We start from the raw sequence: 24368 nt of genomic DNA, 5'->3' as shown, positions 1-24368 counted from the left end.
CACATCCATGGCACGTTCCACAGCCCGCAAGCGGGCCTTGAACACCCTGTATGAGGCCGATGAGAAGAGCCAGGATTTCCTCTCCCTGCTGGAGGAGCGCAAGGTTCGGCCGGGGGCGCAGACGCCTTTGCCCGCCTATGCCGTGACCCTTGTTGAGGGTGTGGCGGAGCATCGTCGAGATATCGATGAGGCTCTGCAGACCCACTCCACCCGGTGGCCGTTGAGCCGCATGCATGCCATCGACCGCAACATACTGCGTATCGCCGCCTGGGAGATGCTCTACAACCCTGACGTTCCCGACAAGGTGGCCATCGATGAGGCCCTGTCCTTGGCCAAGACCCTCTCGGATGCCGATGCCCCCTCCTTCATTCACGGCGTTCTGAGCGCCCTGGAGCAGGAGAAGGACGAGCACCAGGCTCGTCGTCAGCAAGCCGATCGTATCGCTGCCTTGGCTGATGCCGAGGCCGATGCGGACGTTTCGGATGATGAATCAGATAAGGCAAAAGCGGAGGTCGCATCCGCAGAGTCTGTCTCCTCTGGGGATGCCCATGCTGACAGCGATTCGGAATCGGCAACGAGCAGACCTGAAGATGGGGGTTCCGATCAGTCCGCCCCTAGTCTGGACCAGCTGAAACTGACCATGCCGGAGGAACTGGCCCCGGATGCGGATCACCCGTCAGGAAACTGAGCAATGATCTATGTAAAGGCCGACCGATGTCCGCTGGCTGTCAGGGCATCGGGTCGGCCTTTTGCCATATGCAGACCGGGAGATCAGCTGGGCTCGCGGCAAGAGCTGCTCAACCGTTCTTTGAACAATCCGTTCGGCATGATCCATGGGGGTCATTAATATGAGTGCGAATATCCACGGCAAACAAGGGGGTTCGGTGAACCTGAAGGACACCAACGCCATCGCCTCCGATCGTCGTTTCTCCGATTCCGCCATCCTTCTGCTGGAGGACGGCCAGGTCTATAAGGGGAAGGCCTTCGGGGCACTGGGCAGCACTATCGGTGAGGTCGTATTCGCCACGGGGATGACCGGATACCAGGAGACCCTGACCGATCCCAGCTATGACAGACAGATCGTAGTCCAGACATTTCCCCACATCGGCAATACCGGCGTCAACGGGGAGGACGGCGAGTCGTCACGGATATGGGTGGCCGGATATGTGGTCCGGGAGCCCAGTCCCACTTTCAGCAACTGGCGGGCTACTGGCGGTCTCCAAGGGGAGATGATCGACCAAGGCATCGTCGGCATCAGCGGCATAGACACTCGCCGGCTCGTGCGGCACCTGCGTTCTGCGGGCGTCATGCGGGCCGGTATTTTTTCTGGCTCGGCCTTGGACGATGCCAGCATCCAGAGTCTCTTGGATCAGGTCAGACAGGCGCCGACCATGGGCGGCTCCCACCTGACCGGCGAAGTCAGCACAGAGCACATTTACACGGTGGAGCCTTGTGGTCAGTACCAGGATCAGGAGCCGCTCTGCACGGTGGCTGCCGTCGATCTGGGCATCAAGGCCATGACCCCTCATCGGCTGGCCGAACGCGGATGCCGGGTCCACCTGCTGCCCGTGGGCACCACCATGGAGACCGTCCGCTCGCTCAATCCTGATGGCGTCTTCTTCTCCAACGGTCCCGGCGATCCCTCTACGGCCGACCAGGAGGTGGCCCTCCTGCGCCAGGTGCTTGATGCAAGGCTGCCCTTCTTCGGCATCTGCCTAGGCAACCAGCTTCTGGGCCGTGCCCTGGGCTTCGAGACCTACAAGCTGAAATTCGGTCATCGCGGCATCAATCAGCCGGTCATGGATCTGAAAACTCGCAAGGTTGAGATCACTGCCCATAATCACGGATTCGCAGTCAAGGCGCCCAAGGGGGATCCAGTGCCCTCACCCTATGGTGAAGGCCGCTATGGTCGTGTCCGGGTATCTCACGTCGATCTCAACGACGGCGTGGTCGAGGGTCTGGAGTGCCTTGATATTCCGGCCTTCTCCGTTCAATACCATCCGGAGGCGGCGGCTGGTCCGCACGATGCCTCCTACCTGTTCGACAGGTTCGTCACTCTGATGCAGGACGCCAAGGAAGGGAAGGCACATGCCTAAGCGGCAGGACATCCATTCGGTCATGGTCATCGGCTCGGGGCCCATCGTCATCGGACAGGCGGCCGAGTTCGACTATTCGGGGACCCAGGCCTGCCGGGTGCTGCGCGAAGAGGGGATTCGCGTCATCCTGGTCAATTCCAATCCCGCCACCATCATGACGGATCCAGAGATGGCCGATGCCACCTACATCGAGCCCATCGCCCTGCCCTTCCTGGAGCGGATCATCGCCAAGGAGCGTCCGGATGCGCTGCTGCCCACCCTGGGCGGCCAAACCGCTCTGAACGCTGCCGTGGAGCTGGGCAAGGCCGGCGTGCTGGAGCGCTACGGGGTTGAGCTGATCGGTGCTTCGCTGGAGGCCATCGACAGGGGAGAGGACCGCGAGCTCTTCAAGCAGGTGGTGGACCAGGCCGGTGCCGAGTCGGCCAGGTCCCGCATCGCCCACAGTCTGGATGAGGCCGAGGCAGTAGCTGCCGAACTGGGCTACCCTCTGGTTGTTCGTCCTTCCTTTACCATGGGCGGCCTGGGCTCTGGAATCGCCCATGATCGCGAGGAGCTGAGGCGGATCGCCGGTGCAGGAATCCACTATTCGCCCACCGATGAGATACTTCTGGAGGAGGGCATCGAGGGGTGGAAGGAGTATGAGCTGGAGCTCATGCGCGACCGCTTGGACAATGTGGTTGTGGTCTGCCCCATCGAGAATGTGGATCCGGTCGGCGTGCACACCGGCGACTCCATCACCGTGGCCCCGGTCTTCACTCTGACCGACCGGGAGTATCAGCGGATGCGTGACATCGGCATCGCCATCATCCGCGGCGTGGGGGTGGACACTGGCGGCTGCAACATCCAGTTCGCCGTCAACCCGAAGAACGGACGGATCATCGTCATCGAAATGAATCCGCGTGTTTCGCGCTCCTCGGCTCTGGCCTCCAAGGCCACCGGCTTCCCCATCGCCAAGATCGCGGTCAAGCTGGCCCTTGGATACACCTTGGATGAGATCGAGAACGACATCACCCGTTCAACGCCTGCCTCCTTCGAGCCGACCATCGACTATGTGGTCACCAAGATCCCGCGCTTCACCTTCGAGAAATTCCCCGGGGCGGACACGACCCTGACAACCTCGATGAAGTCCGTGGGCGAGGCCATGGCCCTGGCCGGCAACTTCCGCGAGTCCCTGGGCAAGGCCATGCGCTCCATCGACAAGCGGCATATGACCTTCTCCTGGGATGGTCCCCGGCCCGACCAGGCCGAGACGGACCAGCTGCTGGAGGCCATGCACACTCCCACAGAGCACCGCTACCTGCAGATTCAGCGGGCCTTCTGGGGCGGAGCCACCGTTGAGCAGGTCCACCAGGCCACTAGGATCGATCCCTGGTTCCTGGAGCAGATCAGCATGATCAATGACCTGGCCCTGCAGGTGCGTCAGTCCGAGGTCCTGGACGAGGACCTGCTGCGCCGGGCCAAGCAATCGGGGCTGAGCGACCTGCAGATCGCCCACCTGCGTGGCATGGGCGACCAGGGCGAGGCAGTCGTCAGGGAGCTTCGCTGGGCTTTTGGTCTTCATCCTGTCTACAAGACTGTGGACACCTGTGCAGCTGAGTTCGATGCGGTCACGCCCTACTACTACTCCTGCTACGCCGACGAGTCCGAGCTGCGCCCCCGCCAACGCGAGGCAGTCATCATCCTGGGTTCCGGGCCCAACCGGATAGGCCAGGGGGTGGAGTTCGACTACACCTGCGTGCACGCCGTCCAGGAGCTGGGCAAGGACTATGACACCATCATGGTCAACTGCAATCCCGAGACGGTCTCCACCGACTATGACATGTCGGACAGGCTCTATTTCGAGCCGCTGACCTTCGAGGACGTTCTGGAGATCTACCGGGCTGAGAAAGCCATGGGACCGGTCAAGGGGGTCATCGTCCAGCTGGGCGGTCAGACACCCCTGTCGCTAGCAGCCAGGCTCAAGGCGGCCGGGGTGCCCATTCTGGGAACCAGTCCCGAGTCCATCGACCTGGCCGAGAACCGCGAACTCTTCGGCCAGGTGCTCAGCAAGGAGCATTTGAACGCCCCCCGGTACGGCACTGCTCTTTCCCTGGATGAGGCCAGAGATGCGGCACATGCCATCGGCTATCCGGTTCTGGTCAGGCCCTCCTATGTGCTGGGCGGACGAGGCATGGAGATCGTCTACGATGACCAGCAGCTGGGCACCTACGTGGATCGCGCCCTGGAGGAAGCCAAGGCCGATACGGTGGTCTCTGGCCGCCTGCCCTCGCCCCTGCTGATCGACAAGTTCCTCCAGGATGCCATCGAGATCGATGTGGACGCCCTTTATGACGGCCAGGAGCTCTATATTGGCGGGATCATGGAGCACGTAGAGGAGGCAGGCGTCCATTCCGGTGATGCCGCCTGCACCCTGCCGCCCTCGACGCTCTCTGACGACCAGATCAACCGGTTGCGGCAGGCCACCCTGGCAATCGCCCAAGGGTGCGGGGTCCAGGGGCTGATCAATGTTCAGTATGCCTTCATGGCCAACACCCTCTATGTGATCGAAGCCAACCCCCGCGCATCCCGGACCGTCCCCTTCGCCTCCAAGGCCACGGGTACGGCGCTGGCCAAGGCCGCGGCGCGGATCATGGTGGGGGAGTCCATCGCACAGCAACGAGCCAATGGCCTGCTCCTGCCTGTCGGCGACGGCGGCATGGTCCGTGTCGGCCAGCCTGTGGCGGTCAAGGAGTCCGTTCTGCCCTTCAAGCGCTTCCGCACTCCAGTGGGTCGTACCGTGGACATTCTGCTGGGCCCGGAGATGCGTTCCACGGGAGAGGTCATGGGCTTCGATCGGGACTTCCCCCACGCCTTCGCCAAGAGCCAGCTGGCCGCCTACCAAGGAGGTCTGCCCACCAGCGGGGTCGTCTTCCTGTCGGTCAATGACGCGGACAAGCGGCAGCTGCCCATGTTGGCAGCGCGTCTGCTGGAGCAGGGCTTCAGCATCTGCGCCACCCGTGGCACGGCCTCTGTCCTGCGTCGGTACGGTTTTGATGTGGCCGTTGTCGACAAGATCAGCGATGCTGAAGAGCCGGGTCAGGCCTTCACAGATGCCGACGGAGTAAGGCATATGGGCCGAAATCCTGTCCAGTTGATTGAGGATGGGGCCATTGACATGATCCTCAACACGCCCAGCTCCAGGGGTTCGCGCTCCGACGGCTATCTGATCCGGGTGGCCGCCATTGCCGCCGATCTGCCGCAGTTCACTACCATCACCGAATTCTCAGCCGCTCTGATGGCCATTGATGTGGTCAAAAAGGACGACTACGAGGTCATGAGCATACAGGAGCACGCGGCCCGGCTGCTGGAGCTGGAGAAGGCCAGGTAGGTGCTCGCTATATGATTGACCCATGTTCCGGTCCAGCTAGGCCGGAGGGTGACCTTTAAGGAAAGGAAGTGGCCGTGTCAGCGATCAACGGTGCCGACATGTCGATTCAGGACTCTTCGGGAGAGCAGACCGGGGGGCCAGGGAAGACGGGTGGCCGGCTGATCGTGTTGACGGGGCCTACGGCAGTTGGCAAGGGCACTGTGGAGGCGGCCCTGCGTCATGCCCACCCGGAGGTCTGGGTCTCCGTCTCGGCCACCACCCGCGCTCCGCGTCCGGGCGAAAAGGACGGCATCACCTACTGGTTCATGGACGAGCAGGAGTTTGCCCGCAGGGAGGCAGCCGGAGATTTTCTGGAGACCGCCCTGGTCCATGGCATGTCCCACTATGGCACCCCGTTGCAGCCGGTCCTGGATCATTTGGCAGCAGGGGTGCCCACGATTTTGGAGATTGACCTGCAGGGGGCGCATCGTGTCCGCCAGCGGGCGGGGGAGCTGGGCCTGGAAGTGTTTTACGTCTTCCTGGCGCCGCCGTCATTCCAAGACCTGGTCACCAGGCTGAACATGCGGGGCACCGAAAATGAGGAGCAGCGGGCCCGCAGGCTGGAGACCGCCAAGGTGGAGCTGGCCTCCGAGGGGCAGTTCGACCAGGTCATAGTCAACGACAATGTGGATAAGGCCGCGCAGGCGCTCTGGTCGGTAATCGCCAAGGAATACGGCCTCTGAGCACCTTCCTAGGCTCTGCCTCAGCAGAGTCAAAAAATCCCCCAATTGAGTGAGAGCCGGATTGGGGGATTTTGGTCTATCAGTCCAGCCCCGACAGTCGGTTGATCAGGTCGGGGTCGCGGGTGGCGCCCTTGTCTGCTGAGCGGGCGAAGGCGGCGTAGGCCTTCAGTGCCAGGGAGACCTTGCGGTCCCTGTGGGCCACATAGCCTTCGCCGGCCTCCAGTTCAGCGCGGCGCTGGGCGAGTTCCTCATCGCTCAGCTCGACGTCTACACGCCGGTTGGGGATATCGATGCGGATCATGTCGCCGTTGCGGATCAGGGCGATGGGGCCCTTGTTGGCTGCTTCAGGAGCGATATGGCCGATGGCCAGGCCTGATGAGCCGCCGGAGTAGCGGCCGTCGGTCAGCAGGGCCACGTCCTTGCCGATGCCCTTGCCCTTGACGAATGAGGTGGGGTAGAGCATCTCCTGCATGCCAGGGCCACCCTTGGGTCCCTCGTAGCGGATGACCAGGGCTTGGCCCTTGTGCAGGGTGCCATTGAGTATGACCTCCACAGCCTGCTCCTGCGATTCGACCACCAGGGCCGGTCCGCGGAAGTTCCAGATCTCCTTGGGTACGCCTGCGGTCTTGACCACGCAGCCATCGGGGGCCAGATTGCCGCGCAGTATGGCCAGACCGCCTTCGGAGACGGCCGGGTGATCCAGGTCGTGAATGGCACCATTGACGCGGTCGGTGTCCAGATCCTCCCACTCCTTGGACTGGTTGAAGGGCTCGGGGGAGGTGATGTGGCCGGGCGCTGCGTGGTAGAGATCCTTGGCCTGGTCCAGGCAGGTGGGGCGCATGATGTCCCAGTCGTTGAGCTTGGACTCCAGATCCGGGTAGTCGATGGAATGCGTGTCCTTGTGCAGCACTCCGCCACGGTCCAGCTCACCCAGAATGCCGCAGATGCCGCCGGCCCGATGGACGTCCGATATCTCCCAGTCTCCGGAGGGAGAGGCCTTGCAGATGCAGGGGACCGTGTGTGAGATGCGCTCGATGTCGTCCAGGGTGAAGTCCACATCCGCCGACTGTGCGGCGGCAAGGATGTGTAGGACGGTGTTGGTTGATCCGCCCATGGCCACATCCATGGTCATGGCGTTTTCGAAGGCCTTCTTGGTGGCGATGGAACGCGGCAGGACTGAGTCGTCATCATCCTGGTAGTACCGGTTGGCAATCTCCACGACCAGCTTGCCGGCCCGCTCGAAGAGCATCTTCCGGGCCGTGTGCGAGGCCAAGGTGGTGCCGTTGCCGGGCAGGGCCAGACCCATGGCCTCGGTCAGGCAGTTCATGGAGTTGGCCGTGAACATGCCGGCGCAGGACCCGCAGGTGGGGCAGACCGTCTTCTCCAGGGCCAGCAGACCCGCATCATCGATGCTGTCATCCGCTGAAGCGTACATGACGTCGATCAGATCCGTGCTCTCCTGGACTGTCCCGTCGGGCATGACCGTCCGTCCGGCCTCCATGGGGCCGCCGGAGACGAAGACCGTGGGAATGTTCAGACGCAGAGCGGCCATGAGCATGCCAGGGGTGATCTTGTCACAGTTGGAAATGCAGATCAGCGCATCGGCGCAGTGGGCGTTGACCGAGTACTCCACAGCGTCCGCAATCAGGTCACGGCTGGGCAGAGAGTAGAGCATGCCCGTATGGCCCATGGCGATGCCGTCGTCCACGGCGATGGTGTTGAACTCGCGGGGGATGCCGCCCGCTTCCTTGACGGCCTTGGAGACCAGGCGCCCCACCTTGTTCAGGTGGACGTGGCCGGGCACGAACTCGGAGAAGGAATTGGCGATGGCCACGATGGGCTTGCCGAAGTCCTCACCCTTGACGCCAGCGGCACGATAGAGAGCACGGGCGCCCGCGAACTCTCGTTCCTTCATTAATTTGGCTGATCGCATCTGCATAGTTTTATTCAAGTGATCGCAGGCATCAACGGTTCGAACATGACCACATGTTGGAATTTCTGAGGTTTCCGCCTTGCTTTCCCCAGCAGAGAAGTATCCCAGGCTAAAATCGAGCCCGGGCGGTAAAATCATTCAGATTGAATGAATGGTTCATCCAGTTGAATTGGAGAAACATCTTATGGCATTCGGTACCGAGCCCCATCCGCAGGGATTTGCGAATCCTCCCATCGACGACCTCATGAAGCACGCCGATTCGAAGTATGCGCTCTCTATCTTCGCGGCCAAGCGGGCCCGTCAGATCAATTCCTATTTCACACAGCTCAATGAGGGCCTGCTGCAGAACGTCGGTCCGCTGGTTGAGTACCAGAACCAGGAGAAGCCCCTGTCCATCGCCTTCCGGGAGATCAATGAGGGCCTGCTTGAAGAGACCCTGGGCGAGGACGATCTGAGCGAAGGCAACTGAGCTTTCGACTCTCAGTGCAGGGTCCTCGGACGGTGACGGTTTCTAGACAAAGGTGAATGAAATGACAGAGCGACGGCTGATTTCGGCTGAATCAGTGACCGAGGGCCATCCAGACAAGGTCTGCGACCAGATTTCCGATGCCATTCTGGACGATCTGATCGCCCAGGATCCGCATTCGCATGTGGCTGTGGAGACCTCTGCGGCCACTGGCCTCTTCTTCGTCTTCGGAGAGGTCTCATCCCAGGGCTACACGGACATTCAGTCCCAGGTCCGGTCGGTGCTGCGCAGGATCGGCTACACATCGTCAGAAATTGGTCTGGACGCGGATTCCTGCGGCGTGACCGTGGCTCTGAGCGAGCAGAGCAAGGAAATCAACCAGGGTGTGGAACGGCTGTCGGCCAGCCAGGAGAGTGCTGCCACCCGTGAGGAGCGTTACCAGTCCCAGGGGGCCGGCGACCAGGGCGTCATGTTCGGGTACGCCTGTGATGAGACCGACACGCTCATGCCCCTGCCCATCTATCTGGCCCATCAGCTGGCCTTCCGGCTGGCACAGGTGCGCAAGGAGGGGATCATCCCCCATCTGCGGCCCGACGGCAAGACCCAGGTCACCATCGAATACGATCAGGATGACCGTCCCCGCCGGGTGGACACGGTCCTCATCTCCACTCAGCACGATCCCGAGGTGGGTCATGACTGGCTGCAGGAGCAGTTGATGGAGCATGTCATCACGCCCGTGCTGGATCGCGTCTGCGGCCAGGCCGTCGAGCACCAGGGCTACCGGGTGCTGGTCAATCCTACCGGTTCCTTTATTCTGGGCGGCCCCGCGGCTGACGCAGGACTGACCGGGCGCAAGATCATTGTGGACACCTACGGAGGTGCGGCCCATCATGGAGGCGGCGCCTTCTCCGGCAAGGATCCCAGCAAGGTCGACCGGTCCGCCGCCTACGCCGCGCGTTGGGTGGCTAAGAACATCGTGGCCGCTGGACTGGCGCACAAGGTCGAGGTCCAGGTGGCCTATGCCATTGGAGTGGCCGAACCGGTCAGCGTCAACGTGGAGACCTACGGCACCGAGCAGGGGGTCAGCCGGGAGCAGATCCAGGAGGCTGTGCGCGAGGTCTTCGACCTGCGGCCTGCTGCCATCATCGATGAGCTGGATCTGTTGAGGCCCATTTACGCCAAGACTGCAGCCTATGGGCACTTCGGCCGGGAGGATCCCGACTTCACCTGGGAGCAGGTGGACAAGGTGGGCGAGCTCAAGGCCGCCATCGGCATGACCAGGTAGCAGCTGTTCATCAAGAGCCGCGGCGGTTTCCCGGGTCATCGACTGGGGAATCCGCCGCGGCTCTCTTCATTGTAAAAGCGAGGGGAGGAGCCATGGATTCGCAGGACGTCAGTCAGCCCGCCCTGGACGGTCTCGCTCCGCGCCGTCGTTCGAGCAGCAGTCGAAAGAAACCTCCGCGCCGACCGGCCGATGAACTCCCTGTGGCACGGGTGGTGCTGGACGTGCAGGCCACTCATCTGGGCGGGACCTTCGATTATCTGGTGGATGCGGACCAGGACGATCATGCACAGCCGGGATGCCTGGTTCGCGTCAGGTTCGGAGCGCGCAGGGTCAACGGCATCATCTGGGAACGTGTGGCAGACAGCCAGGTTCCCCGCGCCTCCCTGCGTTTCCTGGAGCGAGTGGTGCTGGATCGCAGCCTGATCTCACCTTCCCTGCGCGCGGACATCACTGCTATCGCCAAGGCCTACGGGGGAACCGAGGCCAACATTCTGCGGCTGGCTTTGCCCCCTCGTGTGGCCCGCATCGACAAGGAGCAGCAGCTGGTTCCCGGTCAGCCTCGGTTGGCCTCTGACCCCGCCTGGGTGGCCGGGCTGGACCAGCGGCAGCGGGATCTGAAACAGAGGCTTGATTCGGGCTATCAGGGGCTGGAGAAACTGGATCAGTCACTGGAAGAGGATACGTTCACCGCCTATCTGATCGACATTCTGCCCGGTATGGACCAGGCCGCACTCCTGGCTGCCAGGGTGCTGATAGGTGCCCTGCTGGCCGGACGGTCGGCAGTTATGGTGCTGCCAGGCACCCGTCAGGTGGCCCATCTGTCCGCAGTCCTTCAGCAGCTGGGGTTGCGCCCCTTCGGTCCATCTGTTGCCGCCGGTCCTGGTCAACAGGAGGCTCACGGCTGGTCTGGTGATTTCGCCATTCTGGACAGCGGCATGGCTCCTGCCGAGCGCTACAGGGCCTACCTTGCGCTGGCCTCCGGCCAAGTCCGCTGCGCTATTGGGCTGCGGGCAGCCATGTACGCCCCGGTGGAGGGTCCCGCCCTCTTCGCTCTGATGGACGATGCTAGCTACCAGTACGCCGATGGGATGATGCCCTACGCCAACGCCCGCGGAGTGCTGAGGTTGCGGGCACGCGCCCACGGCGGCGTCTTCCTGGCCATGGCGCGTGCCAGAAGCGTGCGTTCTCACTGGGAGAGTCAGCCAGAGGCCACCGAAGCGGACTCTGGCGTGACCGGTCCAGGCACTGCTCTGACACTTGATCGGTCTGCAGTGACGACCCTGCTGCCCTGGATCCGTTGGCTGAACAGGGAGGAGCTGAGCCATCTGGCCGACCCGACCATGGGCGCCCGGGTTCCTCATACCGCCGTCGCTGTCATCAACAAAGCCTTGGAGCGTGGTCCGGTTCTGCTGTCCATCCCGCAGGATGGCATCTTCGAAAGCCTGAGCTGCGCTCGCTGCCATCATCAGGCTCGTTGCCCGTGTTGCACCGGACCTTTGCGGGCCAGGCGGCCTGGCGCGCCCCGATGCGCTTGGTGCGGGGCTGCGGCTACGGACTGGTCCTGTCCTGACTGCGGGGGTTCACGGCTTCGGGTGGTCAGGGTAGGCGCCGCTGGGACGGCCCAGGAGCTGCGCATGCTCTTCAGAAATGTGCCCATCGTCATCTCTTCGCCCAGTCAGCCCCGCGGGGTGGTCGAGCGTGTACAGGATCGTCCCAGTCTGGTTATCGCCACTCCAGGTGCCGAGCCCAGAGTGGTCGCCCCGAGTATGGAAGGCAACAACAAGGGCACCAACGATTCGGATCTGCCCCGGTTGTCGCGAGGATACCGGGCCGTGGCCATTCTGGATGCCTGGACCAGTCTGTATGCCCCTGGCGTCGATGCGCGTATGGATACCCTGGGAGCTTGGATGCGCGTGTCCTCCTTCTGTCGCTCCCGGGCCCAGGGCGGTCAGGTGCTCCTGCTGGGGGAATGCGATCCCCAGCTGGCCCAGGCGCTGATGACCTGGCAGGGGCCGGTACTGGCCGCTGCCGATCTGGAGGATCGTCGGCTGACGGCCATGCCCCCTGCGGTCGGTATGGCTGCAATATGGGGTGAAAGGGAGGCCGTCGTCTCGATGCTGGACGCCGTCGGGATTGCACCGGGTCAGGAGGCAGTAACCGATGCCGGTCCTGAGTCTGTTCCTGCCCTGCTTGGGCCTGTGCCCATACCGGCGCCATCCACACTGAAAGCCGGCTATTTGGAGGGAACCCAGGATAGGGTCCAAGCTCTGGTTCGGGTACCCATCAGCTCCAGGGATAAGCTGGCTGATGATCTCAAGCAGGCTCAGGCCAGGTACGTGGCCGGCCGCGGGCGAGGGGAGTTGCGCTTCCGGATGGATCCCAAGGATCTGACCTGATTGTCGCTCCAAGCGAATATCTGCAGGGTCTATGCGGCGTGGTTTCATGAGGGGGCGCAGGCAGAGGCGCAGATGAACGAATTCGGGAAAGGCGGAGAGCCATGAAGGGCTGGCCGGGCGAGGTCCAGATTGAAGCAGATGTGATCCAGGCTGAGCAGGAAGCAGCTCAGTGCCAGGGTCAGCCCATTGAACAGGTCATCTTCGACTTCGGCAACGTCCTGATTCGTTGGCAGCCCGAGATGGCCATGGTGGCCCGGTACGGGCGCAAGAGCATCGAAGCCATGCTGGATGACAGCCGTTCCGGCTTTTACCGGGCCAACGACATGATGGACGGCGGAGCCACCTGCGCCCAGGCCCGTGACTGGGTGGCCGCCAACTGCGGATCCCCCTGGGATGCCATGTTCGCCTACTACTGTGACCACTTCGTCGATTCGCTGGCCGGCCCGGTGCCTGGTGCCCGCATGCTGGTGGAGGATCTGAAGGCGGCAGGCCTGGGTGTCTGGGGGTTGACCAACTGGGGTGCCGAGCTCTTCCATCACGCCTGGGACGGCGACTCCTTCCTGCATAGGCTGGACGGGGTGGTGGTCTCCGGGCCCATCCACATGCGCAAGCCTGACCCGGCCATCTACCGGTACGCCCTGGATCAGTTCGGAATCCAGGCTGGCAGGACCCTCTTCGTGGATGACAAGGGTATGAATGTAGTCGGCGCCAACAAGGCCGGCATCCGCAGCTTGCGATTCAGCAACCCCTACGGGCTGCGCACTGCCCTGATTGAGGCAGGGGTGAACATTCCTCAGGTCCAGTGAAGGCGCGGAGGTCCGAAGCCGTCAGATGAAAAGGAGATTGCCGATATGGTCATGACATTGCTGTTTGCAGGCACACCCCAGGTCGCCTTGCCATCGCTGAGACTGCTGGCGGCCGATCAGGAGCATTTCCGGGTTGCTGCCGTGCTCACCAGACCCGACGCCCCCCAGGGGCGTGGAAGGCATCTGCATCCCAGTCCGGTCAAGGCTGAGGCCCTCAGGCTGGGGATCCCCGTTCTTGAGAACAATCCATCCGATCCGGATTTTCCGGCGCGGCTGCAGGATACAGGCGCCAGATGTGCGGCCGTCGTGGCCTACGGACGGATCCTGCGTCAGCCGGTCCTGGATGCCTTTGATGGTGGATGGTACAACCTGCACTTTTCCCTGCTGCCGCAGTGGCGGGGGGCAGCTCCGGTCCAACGGGCCATCTGGGCCGGGGATACCATCACTGGCGCCACGGTCTTCAGGCTGACGGCCGGCATGGATGAGGGGCCCGTCCTGGCCCAGTCAACGGTGGAAATCGGGCCGCACGAGACATCGGGCGAGCTGCTGGATCGCCTGGCCGAGGATGGGTCCCACCTGCTGGCTGCCAGCCTGGAGGCCCTTGCGGAAGGTCGGATTCAACCCAAGGAGCAGACGCAGGGCGCCTACCAGGTGGCCGCCAAAATCACCCACCAGGATGCCCACATGCGTTTTGATGTGCCCGTCTTTGCCCTGGATCGGCAGGTTCGGGCCTGCAGCCCGGAACCGGGAGCCTGGTGTCTGTATCGGCAAGGCGATGACCCGCAGGACAGGCAGACAGGGCTGACCGTGCTCAGGGCGGCTCCGGCCCGAGGGGATGAGCCTGGTCTTCCCTCGCATCTGGAGCCGGGTCGGCTGGCAATGGATCGTCGCCACCTCTGGGTGGGCACCAAGACCCTGCCTCTGGAGCTGCAGGTGGTCAAGGCTGCCGGCAAGCGCGCCATGCAGGCCATGGACTGGGCCCGTGGCGCTCGCTTGGAAGACGGGGCCCGCTGCAGCTGAATTCTTCCACCGGCTGGCTGTCCAGGCCATGCGGGGATTCCAGGGGCGAATGAAGGAGGAAAGCCATGCAGTCTGATGATGCTGACCAGGCCGACAAGGAGCAGGCCGAGGATGCAAATGACCAGGATCTGGCCGGGGATCGGCGCAACCGTGCGCTGGCTGCGGCGCTGACCAGGGCTGCGAAAGAGCTGTCCAAGGCCAAGAGCCAGCTGGCCCAGTTGGCTCAGCCGCCCCTGACAATCGCCCTGGCCTTGGGGGTGGATTCTGTGGCCTACGACAGCCAGGGGGTGCAACAGGCCCGGCTGCTGATCCTGAACGGCTCGCGTCGGATGGTGGTGCCCCTGGCGCCCAATATCCACGCCGAGCGGATCAGGGCCGGCCAGGAGGTTCTGCTCAACGCCGACATGGTGGTGGTGCGTGTGGGCGATCAGCCGGTGACCGGGCAGGTCCGCACGCTGCGGGAGACCTTGGAATCCGGTGCTCTGCTGGTGGAAGACCCCTCCGGGCAGACCCGCGTCGCTGCGCGTGCGGGCTCTCTGCAGGACCAGCCCATTGAGGCGGGCAGTGCCTTGCTCATGGACGAAAGCTGTTCGATGGCCCTGGCTGTGCTGCCTGAGTCGGACCAGTCCGACATGCTGCTGGAGGAGACTCCTGACGTGGACTTCTCTGATATTGGCGGCCTGGACAGGCAGATCGAGCGCATCCGTGATGCGGTCCAGCTGCCCTTCCAGCATGCCGATCTGATGCGTCGTTATGGGCTTCAGGCCCCCAAGGGTGTTCTGCTTTACGGGCCGCCCGGCAATGGCAAGACCATGATCGCCAAGGCCCTGGCCCGCGCCCTGGCCCAGGAGAGCGACGGTCACGGGGTCTTCCTGTCGGTCAAGGGCCCCGAGGTGCTCAACAAGTTCGTGGGCGAGTCGGAACGGCTGATCCGCCGCCTGTTCGCGCGAGCCCGCAGCCTGGCAGGCCAGGGTGGACCAGTGGTGGTCTTCATCGACGAGATGGATGCCCTGCTCCGCACCCGAGGATCGGGCATCTCATCGGATGTGGAGACCACCATCGTCCCCCAGTTCCTGACCGAGCTGGACGGTGTCGAGTCCCTGGACCAGGTCATGGTCATCGGCGCCTCCAACCGCATCGACATGATCGACCCGGCGGTTCTGCGCCCAGGACGGCTGGATGTCAAGATCCGCATCGATCGGCCCGACAGGACCAGGTCGGCCGCTATCTTGGGCAAGTACCTGGGCTCCGACATGCCCATGCAGGATGATGCCGGGCCGGAGGAGCTGATCCAGGTGCTGGTTGACGGACTCTTCGCCCGGGATGATGACCACCTGCTGGGCAAGGTCATGGATGCCACGGGCCGCTGGCAGCCGCTCTACCTGGAGTCTGTGGTCTCCGGCGCCATGCTGCACAACCTGGTTGATCGGGTCAAGACCATGGCGGTCAAGGCCTCCATCGAACAGGGTCGACAGGTGGGTCTCGACCGTGGATTCTGCTTGAGGGCGGTCCGTGGGCAGTACGAGGACACTCTGGAGGAGCTCAGCGGACAGGATCCGGACCGGTGGGCCGATCTGGCAGGACTGCGCCCCGGGCAGGTTCAGGAGGTTCGCCCGGTAGACGGGCCAGGGGAGCGATCATGAATGCCGGGCGGGTTATGGGTACCGAGACGGAGTACGCCATTGCCGACCCCCAGGATCCCGGCGCTGATCCACGTGCTCTGGCTCTGCGTCTGGTAAGGGCTGCCGCCCAGCCGGCCTTGGCGCACATCCGCTGGGACTATGGGGAAGAGGACCCGGTCAATGATGCCAGGGGAGGTCGGCTGCCGCGTTCCGCTGCCGCTCCGAGCATGCTCACTGATGCGCCCGGCGCCCGGCTGATCGATGTGGCAGCTCCCAATGGCGCGCGGATTTACGTGGATCATGCCCACCCAGAGTATGCCTCGGCGGAAACGGTGAATGCCTTCGACGCGCTGGTTCAGGATCGTGCGGGTGACCGTTTGATGGCCCAGGCCGCGGAAAAGGCTGGAGGTCTGGCTCTCTACAAGAACAACGTGGACGGCAAGGGCGCCGCCTGGGGATCCCATGAGAACTATCTGATGGACAGGGCGGTGCCCTTCGCCAGGGTGGCGGCCCTGATGACCATTCATTTCGTCACCCGCCAGATCTACACCGGCTCGGGCAGAGTGGGCCTGGGGCCCAGGAGCGAGGAGGCCGGCTTCCAGCTCAGCCAGCGCGCCGACTATCTGACCAGCCGGATTGGACTGCAGACCACCTTCGGGCGGCCAATCATCAATACCCGGGACGAGTCACATGCTGGGCCGGGCAGCCGTCGCCTCCACGTGATCGTGGGTGATGCCAACCGGCTGGATGCGCCCCTGGTCCTCAAGCTGGGGACCACTGATTTACTGCTGGGCCTCTTGGAATCCGAGGACGATTCGACCCGTCAGATCGATGAGCTGTTGGATCGCTGGACGCTGGATGATCCGGTGGCGGCCCTGCACACGGTCTCCCGTGATGTCGCTCTGACCAAGCCGCTGGCCTTGGCAAACGGGGGGTTCGCCGATGCGCTGACCATCCAAAAGGCATTGCTGGATGCGGCCCGCCAGGCCAGAAGGGGTATCGACCGGCCAGGTTGTGCCGACGATCGGGTTCTGAACCTCTGGGACCAGGTGCTCGCGGATCTGGCTGCCGTGCGTTCGGGCGACGAGGAGGCTCGTCTGGCCATGCACGATCAGGCAGGCAGGTTGGAATGGCTGCTCAAGTGGCAGCTCTTGGAGCGACTGCGCCGCCGCCGTGCCATGCCCGACTGGTCGGATCCCCGTCTGGCGGCGCTGGATCTGGCCTGGGCACGGGTGGACCCCGGCCGTGATCTGCCATGGCGACTGCAAGGATCTATCCAGCGACTGGCTGATCCCGACCAGATCACCAGGGCCATGGACCAGGGGCCGGAGCAGACTCGTGCCTGGTGCCGTTCCCAGCTGCTGCACCGCTGCCCTGATGCGGTCAAAGCCGTCTCCTGGAGTCGTGTCATTCTTGAGGAGCAGGGATCGGAGGGGGAGCCTCAAACCAGGATGGTGGACTTGTCCGATCCGCTGGGTCACACACGGTCTTCCTGCCGGGATGGCCGCGACATATACTGCAGATAGCGCAGAAAACAGTCCGATATCCAACCGGACGACCACCGGTGGACCACAGTTGGCAATGCCTCGACCACCCGTTTGAAAGAGAAGAGAAGTATGGAATTGCGCGATTTGGCCATGCAAGCCGCCACCATTGCTGTGGAGGCCGGCCGTCATGCCCTCCAGGACCAGATCAATCCCCACGATCCCCGCTCCACCTCAGCCATCGGCCAGGGCACCCAGTTTTCGCCGGGCATTGACACGCGGCTGATTCGTTACTGCCGGACCAAGATCGCTGCCCTGGACCCTATGGACGGCTTCTGGGAGGAGGAGGCCGGCAACCGTCGTCCGGGCGGCCGCTACTGGTGCCTGGGCCACATCGACGGTCCGGTCAACTATGTGCGCAACATGGCCGAGTGGACGCTGACCATTTCCCTCTTTGCCGTGGACGAGAAGGGCCACGCTTCACCGGTCCTGGGCATCGTCCATGCACCGGTCCTGGGCCTGACCTACCTAGCCGCCAAGGGCGAAGGCGCCATCAGGATCCGACGGACCATTGTGGGCGACAAGCGTGAGAAGATCATCCCCTCCACGATGACCACCCTGAACGGGTCAGTGATCAGCTTCGGCATGTCCTACTTCCCCAACGAATCCGAAAAGGTCCTGCAGATTGTTTCGCGCATGGCCGGCAAGCCTGCCGACATCAAGCGTGTCGGTCCGGTCTCGCTGGATCTGTGCCGGGTGGCGGACGGCAGCTACGATGCCTACTTCGAACCGGCCCTGCACTCCTGGGACATCCCTGCTGTCTCTGCGGCGGCTGTCGTGGTCCGGGAGGCCAAGGGTACCCTCTGGCGCTGGGACGGCGGGCACGTGCGCTGGGAGGGCAGCAACGACGTGGTGGCCACCAACGGGCTTATCGCCGAGGATTTGAACACGTATCTGAGCGGGCGCTGATCCGCGCCGGAAAGGAGGGCGACCATGGCTGAGGCATCCCAGCAGGGACGGCATGTGGCAGCCGGGCAGCGGCAGGAGCAGGAAGAGAATCTGCCGCAGACCGGGGCGCATAAACAGGGTCAGACGGCTGAGTCCGACCTGGATGCGGTCCTTGATGACATCGAGACCACCCTGGAGACCAACGCCAAGGAGTATGTGCAGGGCTTTGTCCAGAAGGGCGGCCAGTGATCCATGGCGGACGGGCAGGGGGCTGACTCGGACTTTCGCAGGATATTCGGCATCGAGACCGAATACGGACTGAGCCTGACCGGCGCCAGTGGACCCTACGCTGCCGGCCGGGTCGCCATGGCCATGTTCCGCCCTCTGATTGAGAAGCACGGGTCAACCAACATCTATCTGCCCAATGGCGCCCGACTCTACCTGGACGTGGGCTCCCACCCGGAGTATGCCACGGCGGAGGCCCGCGATCCGCTGACGGCCCTGACCCAGGTGCTGGCCGGTGAGCGGATCGTGACCGACCTTGCGGAGCGCGCCGGGAAACGCCTGGCGGAGGACCTGGGCAGGCCGGTGAAGGTTCACCTCTTTGCCAACAATGTGGATGCCCAAGGCCATGCCTTCGGCTGCCATGAGAACTATTTGCTGGACCGGCGAGTCCCCCTGGACATGATCGGAGCCTGCCTGGTCCCCTTTCTGGTCACCCGACAGCTGATCACCGGGGCGGGTCGTCTGAGTCCCGATGGGTTCCAGCTCAGCCAGCGGGCCGATTTTCTGGACGAAGGGGTCTCCTCGGCCACCACCCGTGCCCGTCCTATGGTCAACACCCGTGACGAGCCGCTGGCTGATCCTGAACGATGGCGGCGTCTGCATGTGATCGTTGGGGACACCAACCGGTCGCCCTTGGTCACTTGGTTTAAGATGGCCAGCACCCACCTGGTCCTGAACCTGATCGAGCAAGCCTGCCGCCGGGACCGACGGCCGGATCTGGCCGACTGGGCCCTGGCTGATCCTGGTGCAGCGGTCCGAGCCGTCAGCCGGGATCGGACTGGCCGGGTCACCCTGGATCTGCAGGCTTCCACGAAGACGGGCGGCATCAGCGCTCTGGGTCTGCAAGAGGCCTATTGGTCGGCCTGCAAGGCCTTGGTGGACCAGCAGGAAGATATAGGCATCGACCGGTCCCAAGCACTGCGGGCCCTGGAACTGTGGAGAGCGGCCTTGGATGCGTTGGATGCGGGGCGTTGGCAGGATCTGGCTGACTGGGTGGACTGGGCCGCCAAGCTGCGGTTGCTCCAGGGCCTGAGTCGGCGAGGCGCCGGACGGGATCTGGACAAGGCGCTGGACCTGGACTATCACGATCTGAGCGCGGGAAGGTCCTTCCCTGGCCTGGTCAGGCATGGGCTCATGCACTCGCCGGTCGACGACTCTGAGATACGTCGCGCCATGGATCAACCTCCAGAGGATACCCGGGCCCGTCTGCGTGGCAATTTCGTCCGTGCCGCGGACCGGGGAACGCGCACCTGGTCTTGCGACTGGAGCCACCTGGTCCTGGGCGGCTCTCACCGCGTCGAGGTAACCCTGCCTGACCCCTTCGACCATCTGGGCCCACCCCGATACCACTCCCTGATGGATTTCCTGAGAGGTACAGCGGAGCCGCATGCCTAGGGATGGTTTGCATATGGGACATCGGTCAAGTCTGCTGTAAAAAGAAGGGCCCCGGCATCCGTGGATGGATGCCGGGGCCCTTGCAGAAAGGCTGGTTTCACTTCTTGTTGGTGACGGCCTTCTTCAGCAGCGAGCCGGCAGAGATCCGCACGCCATAGCTGGCCGGAATCTTGATGGTCTCACCGGTGCGGGGGTTGCGTCCGGTGCGGGCGGCACGCTTGACGCGCTCGGCCGAGAACAGACCGGTCAGCTTCAGACCCTCACCGGACTTCATGGCCTCGACGAAGACATCCTGGAAGGCGTTGACAGCAGCTTCCGCCTGAGCCTTGGTCAGGTTGGACTTCTGCGCAATCTTCGAAACGAGATCAGACTTGTTGTATGCCATAGAACATCCTTCTTTCGGGGGCCTCCCACTGCTTGATTTGGGGAAAGCCCAACGGTCAATGACTGATATTAGCGCAGATTAGGCCCAAACACCGCATTTTCCGGGGGTTTTCGACATTTCACCACGCGATTTTTGAGGCCCTTGGGAATGAAAGTGTCCGAGGGGCCCTTTAGATGCGATTATGGTTGCTCAGCCAGCGCATGGCCAAGGCTCCCAAGGGGATGCGCAGCCAATAGGTGGCCACCCGGAAGACCAGAGTGGCCGAGATGGCTACGCCCGAGGGAACGCCTGCCAGGCGGAAGGCGGAGAAGAGCACCGCCTCTATGGCTCCCAGGCCGCCGGGTGTGGGGACAGCCGAACCCAGCGTATTGGCCAGGAGGAAGACGAAGGTGGTCTCGAAAACGTTGGTCCGGCAGCCGAAGGCCATCAGGGCGGCCCAGAAACTCATGCCCAGGGCGGCTGACTGCATCACAGCCCCAAGCACGGCCACCACCAGCTGCCTGGGCTGAGTCAGAATCTCTATAAGGTGGCGGGCGTAGGAGGCCACGATGGGCATCAGGCGTTCCATGACCAGTCGCCGTGTGTAAGGCACGGCCATGATCAGGGCTGCGATGATGGCCACTGTCCCGATGACGATGACCAGGGTGTTGGTGGGGATCATCCCGGATAGGGTGTTGCGCCCGGTGAACAGCCCGATGCCGATCAGCAGACAGAAGGTGGTAGCGAACTGGACGGCCACCACGGCGCTCATGATGGCCGTGGCCATGGTGTTGTCATAGCCGTCCCGCCGCAGGAACTGCAGGTTGACGAAGGCCGGCCCCACCCCGGCGGGCATGGAGACCGAGGTGAACGAGGAGGCCACCTGGGATAGGAAGATGCCCTTAAAGTCGCGCTTGGCCGGGTCGATGAAGACTCCTAGGGTAATGGCGCAGCCCACCCAGGACAGTGATCCCAGCAGGAAGGAGAGGCCAGCCATCCAAGGGTTGGCATTGCGGACGGCGCTGATGACCTGGGGCAGATTGAACTGGGTGACGATGACGGCGACAGCTACTACCAGCAAGGCCAGGGCCACGAAGCTGCGCAGACTGAAACGTGAGAGGGTTACCTGGCCGGTATCAGCCACCGACTCAGGAGGAGCCAAGGTCTGCAGCTGTTTGCGCAGATCAGTCAGAATCTGTCGATTCCAGCCAGGCAGGGCCTGGGTCTGTGACGGAATGGCCACCATCTGGCAGAATGGCGATAGCCCCGCCAGGGTCTTGACCCCCCAGGAGGCGCGGGCAGCTGTGATGGCTTGGTCCACGCCGATCATCGCGGCGATCAGGGCGAGAAGCTGGACCCGGTCCAGGGCGATGTTGGCCTGGGAGCTGGCGCTGTCGCCGTTCTCCCAGCCGGCGATGACCGCGGAGCCTGACTGGTCCACGGCCAGAGTCTCTGGGCGTATGCGGCGGTGTGTGAAGCCGCGCTCGTTGGCCCGGCGAAGATAGTCCATCAGCTGCTTGGCCCTGTCGGCGTCCAGGTTCTCAGGTTCCAAAGGCCCAAGATGGACATCATCCTCAAGGACCAGAATTGAGGATTCGGCGCTCTCCGCCAGACCATAGGGGTGCAGGGTGGTCAGTCCCAGGTCCCGCAATTCAGTCAGCATGGCCATATGGTGTTGCATGGAGTTTCTGACCGACCGGTCCCGGCGCATGGAGACTCCGGACAGTTTGATCCACTGCCAGAGCTGCATCAGATAGCCCATGGTGTGCAGCTGGCCGTCCATGACCGAAACCGTGTAGGTGCGGCCATCCCTGTCACGGGCCCTGTAGATGCGGGAGGCCTCGATAAGGTCGTCGTCGAGGGCGGGCAGTGGCTGGCCATCGTTGTCTAGACTGGGATCCTGACGCTCCAGGCTGGCGGCATGGATGCCGATGGAGGCTATGGCCTGCACCACGCCCTGCCCCCAAGCGCCCTTGTTCTGTGTGCCCGCCAGGTATCGGACGACCATGCCCATGATTCGGCCAAGGATCAGCGAGACCAGAACCCCGCTGGCCGAATTGGAGGATATGGCGACCATGATGATGGCCACGACGTATAGAGCGTTCCATCCCCACTTGACCGAGCTGCGTAGTCGACGGGGTCCTGCTGCACTCAGGAAGGCAGCCAGACCGGCATAGAAGTCAGGCAGCAGGACGGGAGACCCTATGGCGTTCTGGGAGCTGAATGAGGCGATCAGGGTCGGGTTGCCCGCCTTCAGGATCAGGTTGGAGGTCAGCATGACCAGCCCGAAGCCCAGGAACATGGCCAAGGGGGCAGTGATGGCCTGGATCCATTCCCTGTTGACCAGCAGATGGACAAGCACCGCCAGGACGACGGTCACGGTCACTGCTTGCTGAAGGAAGGCCGTGGGCACGTCCATGAGCCAGTCCATGGCATTGCCGGCCTGGCGCATGTCCGACTCGACCCCGGCGGCTATGCCCTTCAGATAGACAGCTGCCAGAGTGACCAGGATTCCCAGGATCAGTGCTGCCAGGGCTCGAAGCAGGTCTTCGGCATCATGAACCCGCTGGGGTGGGGTATCCCGAATGACGACCTGGTCTTCCTGCACAGGGTCGGCGGAATCGGTGTCCTCGGGGGTGATGGTCGACTGGGACGGGGTCATGGTCAGTCGCGATCGAAGTCCACCAAGGTTCCGGCTGCACCGGTGTAGGTTGCCGGCGTCAAGGCCTTGAGCCGGCTCGCCGTGTCCTGGTCCAGGTCCAAGCCGTCGATGAAGTGCTCGACATCCTCCCGGCCGATCCTCTTGCCCCTCATCAGCTCCTTGACCTGCTCATAGGGGTGATCCATGCCTGAGCGTCCAGCCAGTCCGGCGGCCCGCATGGCCGTCTGTATGGGCTCGCCCAGGACCTCCCAGTTGCTGTCAAGCTCGTGGGCCATTAGGGCCTTGTCGGGGTGGATGGTCTGCAGGCCGCCGTCCAGGTTGTCCAGAGCCAGCAGGCTGTAGCCCAGGGCCGAACCGATGTTGCGCTGGGTGGTGGAGTCAGTCAGGTCCCGCTGCCAGCGGGTTTCGGTCAGGGTGGTGGCCAGGGTGTCCAGCAGGGCTCCTGAGATCTCCAGATTGGCTTCGGCGTTCTCGAAGCGTATGGGGTTGACCTTGTGGGGCATGGTGCTGGAGCCGGTGGCGCCTTTGACGGGTTCCTGGGCGAAGACGCCGCGGGAGATGTACATCCAGACATCCACGGCCAGGTTGTGCAGGATCCGGCCTAGGTGGGCGATGTTGCCGAAGAGCTCGGCCTGCCAGTCGTGGGACTCGATCTGAGTGGTCAGTGGGTTCCAGACCAGGCCCATCCGTTCTGTGACGAAGGCCCGGGTCAGATCGATCCAATCCACCTGCGGCAGGGCGGCCAGATGGGCGCCAAAGGTTCCAGTGGCGCCATTCATCTTGCCCATGTAGTCCTGATGGCGGATCCGATCCAGCTGCCGGTGCAGCCGGTGGACGTAGACCGCCATCTCCTTGCCCAGGGTGGTGGGTGTGGCAGGCTGGCCGTGGGTCAAGGCGAGCATGGGCAGATCCCGGTATTGCTCCGCCATGGTCGCCAGATGGCTCTCGATTCGGGTGGCCTTGGGGAGCCAGACCTGTTCGACCCCGCCTCGGATGCAGCGGGCATAGGCCAGATTGTTGATGTCTTCGCTGGTGCAGGCGAAGTGGACCAGGGGTGTCAACCCGGGAAGTTGGGACTCAGGGCCAAGGGCTGTGGCTGAAGCCTCCAGACGGCGGTCGATGTAATATTCCACAGCTTTGACGTCGTGGTGGGTCTGAGCTTCAATGCCTGCCAGTTCGGTGATGCCATCGGCATCGAAATCCTCGGGGATGGCTCGCAGGTAGGCCTGTTCTGTCTCTGTCAGAGGCTCTACGCCCGGCAGGACCGGGTGCTGGCCGTTGCCCTGGTAGCCGTTGGCCAGCATGATCATCCATTCGACCTCGACCCGCATACGCTCGCGGTTCAAGGCAGGTTCGCTCAGATAGTCCACCAGATCGGCGGTCTGCCTGCGGTAACGTCCGTCCAAGGGATTGAGGGGGATGACTGGGGTGATTCGGCTCAGGTTCATGCCTCCAGCCTAGACGACCGGGTCAACCAGCAGGAATCGATATGGGTGCTCTTGGGGGTCCGCGTGTCC

General features: G+C 63.3%; 18 protein-coding genes. 14 read left to right on the top strand and 4 right to left on the bottom strand.

Going from position 1 to position 24368, the window contains the following annotated elements; all coding sequences use genetic code 11:
* The first annotated feature begins 7 nt into the window (after positions 1-7).
* The 4 genes from nusB (at position 8) to gmk (ending at position 6185) form a co-directional block, all read left to right on the top strand.
* Positions 8-688 (top strand): transcription antitermination factor NusB, encoded by a 681-nt coding sequence (nusB, locus tag H3T92_RS01465; protein ID WP_144085740.1) that lies wholly within the window; start codon positions 8-10, stop codon positions 686-688.
* 196 nt (positions 689-884) lie between these two features.
* Positions 885-2096, top strand: coding sequence for a glutamine-hydrolyzing carbamoyl-phosphate synthase small subunit (gene carA, locus H3T92_RS01460; RefSeq protein ID WP_415873693.1), 1212 nt, complete (start codon positions 885-887; stop codon positions 2094-2096).
* Complete coding sequence (gene carB / locus H3T92_RS01455) at positions 2089-5463, top strand: carbamoyl-phosphate synthase large subunit (RefSeq protein ID WP_144085742.1); 3375 nt, start codon at positions 2089-2091, stop codon at positions 5461-5463. Before carA ends, carB begins: the two co-directional genes overlap by 8 nt.
* Before the next feature lie 98 nt (positions 5464-5561).
* On the top strand, positions 5562-6185 hold the full coding sequence (gmk, locus tag H3T92_RS01450) for a guanylate kinase (protein WP_144085819.1): 624 nt from the start codon (positions 5562-5564) through the stop codon (positions 6183-6185).
* 79 nt (positions 6186-6264) lie between these two features.
* On the opposite strand, the gene ilvD is transcribed toward gmk, so the two are convergent.
* Positions 6265-8124 carry a dihydroxy-acid dehydratase gene (gene ilvD / locus H3T92_RS01445; protein ID WP_101432618.1) on the bottom strand — a complete coding sequence of 620 codons (1860 nt, stop codon included), beginning with the start codon at positions 8122-8124 and terminating at the stop codon, positions 6265-6267.
* A 178-nt stretch (positions 8125-8302) separates the two neighbouring features.
* On the opposite strand from ilvD, the gene rpoZ reads away from it, so the two are divergent.
* The 10 genes from rpoZ to H3T92_RS01395 all read left to right on the top strand — a co-directional run bounded on the left by rpoZ (position 8303) and on the right by H3T92_RS01395 (position 19825).
* Positions 8303-8587 (top strand): DNA-directed RNA polymerase subunit omega, encoded by a 285-nt coding sequence (gene rpoZ / locus H3T92_RS01440; protein WP_015022131.1) that lies wholly within the window; start codon positions 8303-8305, stop codon positions 8585-8587.
* A 61-nt stretch (positions 8588-8648) separates the two neighbouring features.
* Positions 8649-9869: a methionine adenosyltransferase gene (metK, locus tag H3T92_RS01435; protein WP_198189263.1), complete on the top strand. Its 1221-nt coding sequence runs from the start codon at positions 8649-8651 to the stop codon at positions 9867-9869.
* Between the two features lie 92 nt (positions 9870-9961).
* Positions 9962-12265 (top strand): primosomal protein N', encoded by a 2304-nt coding sequence (locus tag H3T92_RS01430; RefSeq protein ID WP_144085744.1) that lies wholly within the window; start codon positions 9962-9964, stop codon positions 12263-12265.
* Between the two features lie 101 nt (positions 12266-12366).
* Positions 12367-13071 carry an HAD family hydrolase gene (locus H3T92_RS01425; protein ID WP_045924649.1) on the top strand — a complete coding sequence of 235 codons (705 nt, stop codon included), beginning with the start codon at positions 12367-12369 and terminating at the stop codon, positions 13069-13071.
* 45 nt (positions 13072-13116) lie between these two features.
* Positions 13117-14091 (top strand): methionyl-tRNA formyltransferase, encoded by a 975-nt coding sequence (gene fmt / locus H3T92_RS01420; protein WP_144085745.1) that lies wholly within the window; start codon positions 13117-13119, stop codon positions 14089-14091.
* Between the two features lie 65 nt (positions 14092-14156).
* The gene (gene arc / locus H3T92_RS01415) at positions 14157-15734 is read left to right on the top strand and encodes a proteasome ATPase (RefSeq protein WP_144085746.1); all 1578 of its coding nucleotides are present in this window, start codon (positions 14157-14159) and stop codon (positions 15732-15734) included.
* Positions 15731-17239, top strand: a complete 1509-nt coding sequence (dop, locus tag H3T92_RS01410; RefSeq protein ID WP_144085747.1) for a depupylase/deamidase Dop — start codon at positions 15731-15733, stop codon at positions 17237-17239. Before arc ends, dop begins: the two co-directional genes overlap by 4 nt.
* Before the next feature lie 90 nt (positions 17240-17329).
* A complete protein-coding gene (locus H3T92_RS01405; protein ID WP_144085748.1) occupies positions 17330-18166 on the top strand; it encodes an inositol monophosphatase family protein in 837 nt (278 codons plus the stop codon).
* 24 nt (positions 18167-18190) lie between these two features.
* Complete coding sequence (locus H3T92_RS01400) at positions 18191-18394, top strand: ubiquitin-like protein Pup (RefSeq protein WP_144085749.1); 204 nt, start codon at positions 18191-18193, stop codon at positions 18392-18394.
* Positions 18395-18397: 3 nt separating this feature from the next.
* Positions 18398-19825 (top strand): proteasome accessory factor PafA2 family protein, encoded by a 1428-nt coding sequence (locus tag H3T92_RS01395; RefSeq protein ID WP_144085750.1) that lies wholly within the window; start codon positions 18398-18400, stop codon positions 19823-19825.
* A 97-nt stretch (positions 19826-19922) separates the two neighbouring features.
* Here the strand turns inward: H3T92_RS01395 and H3T92_RS01390 are convergent, their stop codons facing one another.
* From H3T92_RS01390 to purB, 3 genes are all read right to left on the bottom strand, one after another.
* On the bottom strand, positions 19923-20210 hold the full coding sequence (locus H3T92_RS01390) for an HU family DNA-binding protein (RefSeq protein WP_015022121.1): 288 nt from the start codon (positions 20208-20210) through the stop codon (positions 19923-19925).
* A gap of 169 nt (positions 20211-20379) precedes the next feature.
* A complete protein-coding gene (locus H3T92_RS01385) occupies positions 20380-22851 on the bottom strand; it encodes a lysylphosphatidylglycerol synthase transmembrane domain-containing protein (RefSeq protein ID WP_144085751.1) in 2472 nt (823 codons plus the stop codon).
* A 2-nt stretch (positions 22852-22853) separates the two neighbouring features.
* Complete coding sequence (purB, locus tag H3T92_RS01380) at positions 22854-24299, bottom strand: adenylosuccinate lyase (protein ID WP_144085752.1); 1446 nt, start codon at positions 24297-24299, stop codon at positions 22854-22856.
* Between the last annotated feature and the right edge of the window lie 69 nt (positions 24300-24368).

Origin of the sequence: Bifidobacterium sp. W8112, assembly GCF_016101425.1 — a bacterium.
Classification (GTDB): Bacteria; Actinomycetota; Actinomycetes; order Actinomycetales; family Bifidobacteriaceae; genus Bombiscardovia; species Bombiscardovia apousia.
This window is presented reverse-complemented; position numbering and strand designations above follow the sequence as displayed.

Coding starts and splice junctions, on each gene's coding strand:
- nusB (WP_144085740.1), top strand. CDS start 8: ATGGCACGTTCCACAGCCCGCAAGCGGGCCTTGAACACCCTGTATGAG.
- carB (WP_144085742.1), top strand. CDS start 2,089: ATGCCTAAGCGGCAGGACATCCATTCGGTCATGGTCATCGGCTCGGGG.
- gmk (WP_144085819.1), top strand. CDS start 5,562: ATGTCGATTCAGGACTCTTCGGGAGAGCAGACCGGGGGGCCAGGGAAG.
- ilvD (WP_101432618.1), bottom strand. CDS start 8,124: ATGCAGATGCGATCAGCCAAATTAATGAAGGAACGAGAGTTCGCGGGC.
- rpoZ (WP_015022131.1), top strand. CDS start 8,303: ATGGCATTCGGTACCGAGCCCCATCCGCAGGGATTTGCGAATCCTCCC.
- metK (WP_198189263.1), top strand. CDS start 8,649: ATGACAGAGCGACGGCTGATTTCGGCTGAATCAGTGACCGAGGGCCAT.
- H3T92_RS01430 (WP_144085744.1), top strand. CDS start 9,962: ATGGATTCGCAGGACGTCAGTCAGCCCGCCCTGGACGGTCTCGCTCCG.
- H3T92_RS01425 (WP_045924649.1), top strand. CDS start 12,367: ATGAAGGGCTGGCCGGGCGAGGTCCAGATTGAAGCAGATGTGATCCAG.
- fmt (WP_144085745.1), top strand. CDS start 13,117: ATGGTCATGACATTGCTGTTTGCAGGCACACCCCAGGTCGCCTTGCCA.
- arc (WP_144085746.1), top strand. CDS start 14,157: ATGCAGTCTGATGATGCTGACCAGGCCGACAAGGAGCAGGCCGAGGAT.
- dop (WP_144085747.1), top strand. CDS start 15,731: ATGAATGCCGGGCGGGTTATGGGTACCGAGACGGAGTACGCCATTGCC.
- H3T92_RS01405 (WP_144085748.1), top strand. CDS start 17,330: ATGGAATTGCGCGATTTGGCCATGCAAGCCGCCACCATTGCTGTGGAG.
- H3T92_RS01400 (WP_144085749.1), top strand. CDS start 18,191: ATGGCTGAGGCATCCCAGCAGGGACGGCATGTGGCAGCCGGGCAGCGG.
- H3T92_RS01395 (WP_144085750.1), top strand. CDS start 18,398: ATGGCGGACGGGCAGGGGGCTGACTCGGACTTTCGCAGGATATTCGGC.
- H3T92_RS01390 (WP_015022121.1), bottom strand. CDS start 20,210: ATGGCATACAACAAGTCTGATCTCGTTTCGAAGATTGCGCAGAAGTCC.
- H3T92_RS01385 (WP_144085751.1), bottom strand. CDS start 22,851: ATGACCCCGTCCCAGTCGACCATCACCCCCGAGGACACCGATTCCGCC.
- purB (WP_144085752.1), bottom strand. CDS start 24,299: ATGAACCTGAGCCGAATCACCCCAGTCATCCCCCTCAATCCCTTGGAC.